The 6,076-nt window shown below is 34.0% G+C and carries 7 protein-coding genes (1 of these 7 running past the window's edge); all 7 read right to left on the minus strand.

From position 1 onward, the window contains the following. Window positions 1-6: 6 nt before the first annotated feature. The gene (gene pth, locus Q5O30_RS03465; protein WP_021952367.1) at window positions 7-561 is read right to left on the minus strand and encodes an aminoacyl-tRNA hydrolase; all 555 of its coding nucleotides are present in this window, start codon (window positions 559-561) and stop codon (window positions 7-9) included. A gap of 1 nt (window position 562) precedes the next feature. After that, window positions 563-1,708, minus strand: a complete 1,146-nt coding sequence (locus tag Q5O30_RS03470; RefSeq protein ID WP_021952368.1) for a Coenzyme F420 hydrogenase/dehydrogenase, beta subunit C-terminal domain — start codon at window positions 1,706-1,708, stop codon at window positions 563-565. 43 nt (window positions 1,709-1,751) lie between these two features. Continuing rightward, on the minus strand, window positions 1,752-2,795 hold the full coding sequence (locus tag Q5O30_RS03475; protein ID WP_021952369.1) for a polysaccharide pyruvyl transferase family protein: 1,044 nt from the start codon (window positions 2,793-2,795) through the stop codon (window positions 1,752-1,754). Between the two features lie 16 nt (window positions 2,796-2,811). After that, window positions 2,812-3,936, minus strand: a complete 1,125-nt coding sequence (locus Q5O30_RS03480; protein WP_021952370.1) for a glycosyltransferase family 4 protein — start codon at window positions 3,934-3,936, stop codon at window positions 2,812-2,814. A gap of 193 nt (window positions 3,937-4,129) precedes the next feature. Then, window positions 4,130-4,411 (minus strand): septation regulator SpoVG, encoded by a 282-nt coding sequence (gene spoVG, locus Q5O30_RS03485; protein WP_021952371.1) that lies wholly within the window; start codon window positions 4,409-4,411, stop codon window positions 4,130-4,132. A gap of 19 nt (window positions 4,412-4,430) precedes the next feature. Next, window positions 4,431-5,549, minus strand: a complete 1,119-nt coding sequence (gene glgD / locus Q5O30_RS03490; RefSeq protein WP_021952372.1) for a glucose-1-phosphate adenylyltransferase subunit GlgD — start codon at window positions 5,547-5,549, stop codon at window positions 4,431-4,433. After that, a protein-coding gene (locus Q5O30_RS03495; RefSeq protein ID WP_021952373.1) for a glucose-1-phosphate adenylyltransferase crosses the window boundary here: on the minus strand, window positions 5,549-6,076 show its final stretch. 768 nt of this gene lie beyond the right edge of the window; only the last 528 of its 1,296 coding nucleotides appear in the window; its start codon lies beyond the right edge, outside the window — the gene reads right to left on this strand; the stop codon is at window positions 5,549-5,551. Before Q5O30_RS03495 ends, glgD begins: the two co-directional genes overlap by 1 nt.

The following is a 6,076-nucleotide window of genomic DNA, read 5'->3' on the forward strand; positions in this document are numbered from 1 at the left end:
CTGCTCCTAGTTAAATTTATTCATGGCTTCCTCCACGCCACATATTACCATCACTTCTGCTGCAGACGCTGCATTTCTTATAGCCTCATCTACGACCACTCTATCCTGTTTAGAGAATTTTCCAAGAACGTGCTTAACCAAATCTCCTTCGTTAGCCCCTACTCCCACTTTAATTCTCTTAAACTTATCTGTACCTGCATGGGCAATAATGCTTTTTAGTCCGTTATGACCTCCTGCACTTCCCTTTGCCCTTATTCTGATTTTACCGGTAGGCAGGCTAATATCATCAGATATTACTATTATATCACTTTCCGGGTTTAATTTGTAGAAATCAATTACAGCCCTAACAGATTCTCCACTTAGATTCATATATGTCTGGGGTTTTACTAAAACAACCTTTTCTGCACCAATCTGACCTATACCACACAAAGCTTTATGCCGTTTTGTCTTTACCTCCACTGCCATTTGCCGTGCTAACTCATCAATAACGTCAAATCCTACATTGTGTCTTGTTTTGTCATATTTTTTATCGGGATTTCCCAAACCTATTATTGCGTACATATTAATCTCCTATTTTCAATATTTTCTTTACCTTAACTACACATCTATACCAATATGGTTTTTGAATGATTTTAACCATTTTCTTCATATCTGCACCACTATTTAATAAATCAAAAAACTCTTTTCGTCTTACGGGAACCACCAACTCTTTTAAAGACTCAGAATTCTTTGGTAATGCCCTGTTTACGTCTACTTCCTTAAATATTATCTTGTCTTTTATGCCTTTAAACAAATCCTCACCTTTTTCAGAATTAATTAGTGCAATAGATGTTCCCTTATCATCATCCATCTCTGCCATATAATTTTCGATTCCCCAACAGTCACCTATTGTTAAATCTGAATTCCTATGTAATGTTTTAAATTTACATTTATAACAGGAGGGTCTTAAACAAACATTTCCAAGAAATAATCTCATAAAAGAATCATAATAAAATTTATTTCTATAAATCTTACCACTGGCAAACTTTATTTTCATAGAAAAAAGTTTCCATCCATCATCCTTATTTCTAAAACTGATATCCTTTGCTTCACTTTTATTACAACATTCCTGCTCCTTTATGTATCTATGCCACAATTTAGGACTTGGTACCCCATGACATAATACATCTATTGTATACAAATTTCTGTAATTTTTTCCTAAATATCCAAGCAACCCTTCAATTTGACATGCCGTGCCTGTAAATAAAACCATCCTACCATTTTCCAGTTCGCTTTTTACTTCTATGTAAGTATTACCCATTTCACTTTGAACATACTTACTTCCTCTAAGCAAATCCAGTTTGTCCAATGTTTCTATTCCTATATGGCATACACGATGTTTCTCATCTAATGCTGCGCCAAAAACAACTCCATTCTGATGCAAAATCCATTCTGCACATAATGAGAAAAGTGCTCCTGATGAGCTTTTCTCTCTTAATCCACCATCTTCAGCAAATGCAGCATATGCCCTAATCATATCATTGTTTTTTTCACCGTTTTTCATTGGACACACTTTATCACAAACTCCACATTTTACGCATTTATCACTATCAGCAACCGGATACGAAAATCCCTCTTCATCTGTATTCATTCTTATAGCTTGCACCGGACATGCATTTAAACATGCCGTACATCCGCAGCAATCTTTTTTATCAGTTATATTTATCATAATCATTTCCTATTCTTCGACTAAAATATATGAACTTATTATTTCACTTACAATGTAACGACTTCTTTAAAAAATCTATTGATTTTTTTCTTTCATTTTCTAATAACCCGTCTATTTTTCCATAATCAGTATTTTTGTCCAATACCAATTCATTTTCGCCTATGTAATCATCCATTCCTATAATTTTTGAGAGAGTTTCAATTCGTGAATTCATATTAAGTCCCTGTCGCTTATAATTCTCCACATTTTTGTGAAAAAGTATAGAAAAAACTACTGCATGAAACGAATCTGTTAAAATAATTTCCGCATTATCCACTAAATATAAAAACTCCGCAGGTCCAATGCACCTGTCAAATCCTAATATATTTTTTCTTCTTATATCAAACAATTCCAATTCATTCTTTTTCTTTATCTCCTGTATCCTATTATTGAATGCCCAACTCCTTTCACCCAATGAATATATAAGACAATATTTTCCTTTAGGAGCCTTAAACGGTTTCTTTGATATTTTTCTCCATTCATCACTCTTAATTAACAAAGTAGGATCTAAAACCAACTCAGCATCGACTCCTGAGAGTTTATTCACCAACTTTATTCCTGCCTCTTCCCTCATTGAAATAGCCGAAAAATCCTTTAGTGCTTTACTATACTCCTCAACTTTATTTTTCGGAATATTTTCTACTCCAAAGCTTGCAGCATACGCAACCTTCTGCTCTTTATTGGCAAATGTTAACAAATCACATTTGCCAACAAAAGGGAAATGCGGATTCCATAATTGGTCGCTCCCAGCTATAAAATAATCAAAATATTTTTCGATATTTTCCTCTGCATCATCCTTTCCTACATAATGACGACTTTTGTTAATCAGCTTATCAAACTTGTGAAACTTTTTTCCTTTTATTCCTAATATATATTTAGCCACAATTTTTCCATTGTTTTTTATTTTATCCATCAACTTTTTGCAATGATGTCTGTCAATTGTTTCAACATCCATCCCACACTCCTCAATTACTTTCTGTAAAGCATAATTTTGAAGTCTGTTTCCCCAATTTTCTGACTCAATTGTAACAATACCAACCTTTTTCACTTATATCCTCCGTTTTTTATAATTTATATCCATCATTTTTCATAACTTTTATTATTTTTTCGGCAACGCTATTCCATGAATACTCTTTAATGTATTGCTGTCTTTTACTTTTAACGTATTCTTTTATTTCATCGTTATTCAGTAGCTGTAACATCTTGTCTGCCAAATATTCATCGTTATCTTCATTTATCAGATATCCGTTTTTTCCGTCTTTAATAAATTCTTTCATTGCAAAAACATTTCTTCCTATGCATGGCAAACCATATATAAGTGCCTCTGCAAATACAATTCCATAAGCCTCAAAATATGATGGCATAACAAATATATCACATAAATTATAATATTTTACTAATTCTTCTGTGGATATGCATCCCAAAAATTCAATCCCTGAAACTCCTTTGATCTCTGTAGGCATTTCTGCCGGCCCAGCTATGTATAACTTGTATTTTCCGGGATATTTTTTATTGATGATTTCGTATGCCCTAACAACTAATTGCCCACCTTTTCTTTCAAAATCTTTTCCCACAAACAATATTTTATTTGACTCTTTATCAACATCATCTACTTTGGTATAGTCGATATTACATCCTCCGCCAACACAATGAACCTTTTTCTTATCTACCCCTGTGTTTTTTATTAAATCCCCTTGAAGCCACCGGCTCATTGTCAGTATACCTTTACAATTATTGTAAAATTTCTCTGCTCTGTCTTTCCTAACATTAATTAGGCTCTTTTTACTTGTTTTACCTAACGGCATATATTTAACAAAGCTTTTCTCATGTTTTTGACACCTATACACAAAATCAACTGAGCAATCAATATACAAATAGCTATTCGACAAATTTTCTGACATATACTCCGAAAACATTATGCTTGGTGTATCATCTCCTTTTGCCAATTGCCTATCCATTTTTCTATCATCCAGCCTATGTTCAATAACTTCACATTCATTTATTCCAAATATTTTGATTATATGTGATATTACTTTTATAATTAATTTTACAATTTTGCCCTCAGCAATTTCTTTATCCTGAACATTATCTTTCCCACATATGTTTTTTAACGATGAAAGAATCCCCCATGGCGTGCCTGACCAGGTATTTCTTTTATCCTCTTCCCATTTTGTATATACATCTATCATATTGCTCTCCTATTGTAACCATAGCATACCTAATTATATCATCATATAATAAAACTGCATACCTTTTAACTCTTACTTGTTATAAATTAAATATCGATTAAAGCCCCTTATTAAAATAAGCAAAAGCATTACTCCACGGATACTTCCATGAAATAATGCTTCCCTTTTGATCTTATCCTAAAAAAATTGCTTTTTATGCTTCCTCTGAAATTTCCGGTTCTAACAGTGCTTTCTCATAAGCATCAAGTACTATTTTCTGAATATTGCTGCGGGTATCTGAGTTAATTGGATGGGCAATGTCTCTGTACTCCCCATCTGCTGCCTTTCTACTTGGCATTGCAATGAAAAGTCCCTTGTCTCCCTCAACTACCTTTATGTCATGAACAACAAATTCGTTGTCAATTGTAATTGAAACAACTGCTTTCATTTTGCCCTCTTTTGTCATCTTTCTAACTCTTACGTCTGTTATGTTCATATTTTTACTCCCTTTCTTATTACAAGCTATATCTGAAATTTCTTTCATTGACAATCTTTAATTCATTTTCATCTCCAAGATGCTCTCCCGGATTAATGGTACTGTGACTTTCCACAATGCAATTTTCAATAACCGCGTTATCCCCAATATACACATCATTAAGAATAATGGAATTTTTAATAACGCAGTTATTTCCAACATACGCCTGCTTAAATACAACAGAACCTTCAACCTTTCCATTAATGATACTTCCACTGGAAATCAAACTGTTACTTACATCTGCTCCGGTGTTATATTTTGCCGGTGGCAAGTCCTCCACCTTTGAATATATATCCGGATATTGTCTAAAGAAGAAATCCCTTACTTCCGGCTTTAAGAAGTCCATATTTGTATCATAATAATTCTTGACACTTGATATATTCTTCCAATATGTATCTATTTTGTACACATATATCTTCTTTGTACTTTTATTTCTTATTATAATGTCGTTTACGAAATCGTATCTGTCTTCCGCAATGCAATTTTCAATAAGCTGTATAAGAAGTCTTCTTCTTATAACATATATTCCTGTAGATATAAGTCCACCAACTTTATTAAGTGGTTTTTCCTCGAAATCTACCACTCTTCCATTAATATCCGTACTAACAACGCCATATTCCGATACATCTGCCTTGTCTCCTGCATTCTTGCATACGATGGTTAAGTCGGCACCTGTTTCCACATGTTTTTCAAGAACTTTGTTATAGTCCATCTTGTATACCGCATCTGCCGATGCAATAACTACATAAGGTTCATGGCTTTTCTTTAGGAAAGCTATATTCTGTGCAATGGCATCAGCTGTTCCTCTGTACCAGAAACCGTTGTCAGATGTAATGGACGGTGTAAATACAAAGAGACCTCCCTGTTTTCTACCAAAGTCCCACCATTTTGATGAACTTAAATGTTCATTTAATGACCACGCATTATACTGTGTTAATACTGCCACCTTCTGAATATGTGAGTTTGACATATTACTAAGTGCAAAATCAATTGCTCTGTAGCTTCCCGCAATAGGCATTGCTCCTACAGCCCTTTTCCTGGAAAGCTCCTTCATTCTGCTATTATTTCCACCTGCTAAAATTATACCAACTGCTCTCATTAAATCTCACCTGCCTTAACTATATAGTCACCTGATGAAAGCTTTCCGTCAGGGTAATCTGAAAGTTCTGTCTTTCCTGATACTGCTACATTTTTACCTAAAGTAACTCCACTTGGAATTGTGGAATTTTCACCAATTACTGCTAATTCGCAATTGTAAATCTTCTGACTTAACTTGCTGTCAGCATATTCTCCAACACCTATGGAACAATTGTCTCCGATAATGGTGTTTTCAGCTACAATTGCGTTATAAATCTTTGTTCCCTTTCCAATCTTACATCCCTGCATAATAATTGAATCATGAACTTCTGCATCTTCAGCAATATCAACATTTGCACTTATAACTGAATTATGTACATTACCTCTTACTTCACATCCATTACAGATAATGCTTCGCTCTATCTTAGAGTCAGCTGAAACATACTGTGGTGGAAGTGCCTCGCTCTTGGTATATATCTTCCAGAATTCTTCATAAAGATTAAATTCCGGAACTATATCAATAAGTTCCATGTTTGCCTGCCAGTAGGA

The sequence above is a fragment of the Eubacterium sp. CAG:161 genome, from assembly GCF_000432355.1.
GTDB lineage: Bacteria > Bacillota > Clostridia > Lachnospirales > Lachnospiraceae > Eubacterium_G > Eubacterium_G segne.

Bases quoted from the DNA above. Each gene is read 5' to 3' on its own strand.
- spoVG (WP_021952371.1), bottom strand. From the start codon at position 4,411: ATGAACATAACAGACGTAAGAGTTAGAAAGATGACAAAAGAGGGCAAA.
- pth (WP_021952367.1), bottom strand. From the start codon at position 561: ATGTACGCAATAATAGGTTTGGGAAATCCCGATAAAAAATATGACAAA.
- Q5O30_RS03480 (WP_021952370.1), bottom strand. From the start codon at position 3,936: ATGATAGATGTATATACAAAATGGGAAGAGGATAAAAGAAATACCTGG.
- glgD (WP_021952372.1), bottom strand. From the start codon at position 5,549: ATGAGAGCAGTTGGTATAATTTTAGCAGGTGGAAATAATAGCAGAATG.
- Q5O30_RS03470 (WP_021952368.1), bottom strand. From the start codon at position 1,708: ATGATAAATATAACTGATAAAAAAGATTGCTGCGGATGTACGGCATGT.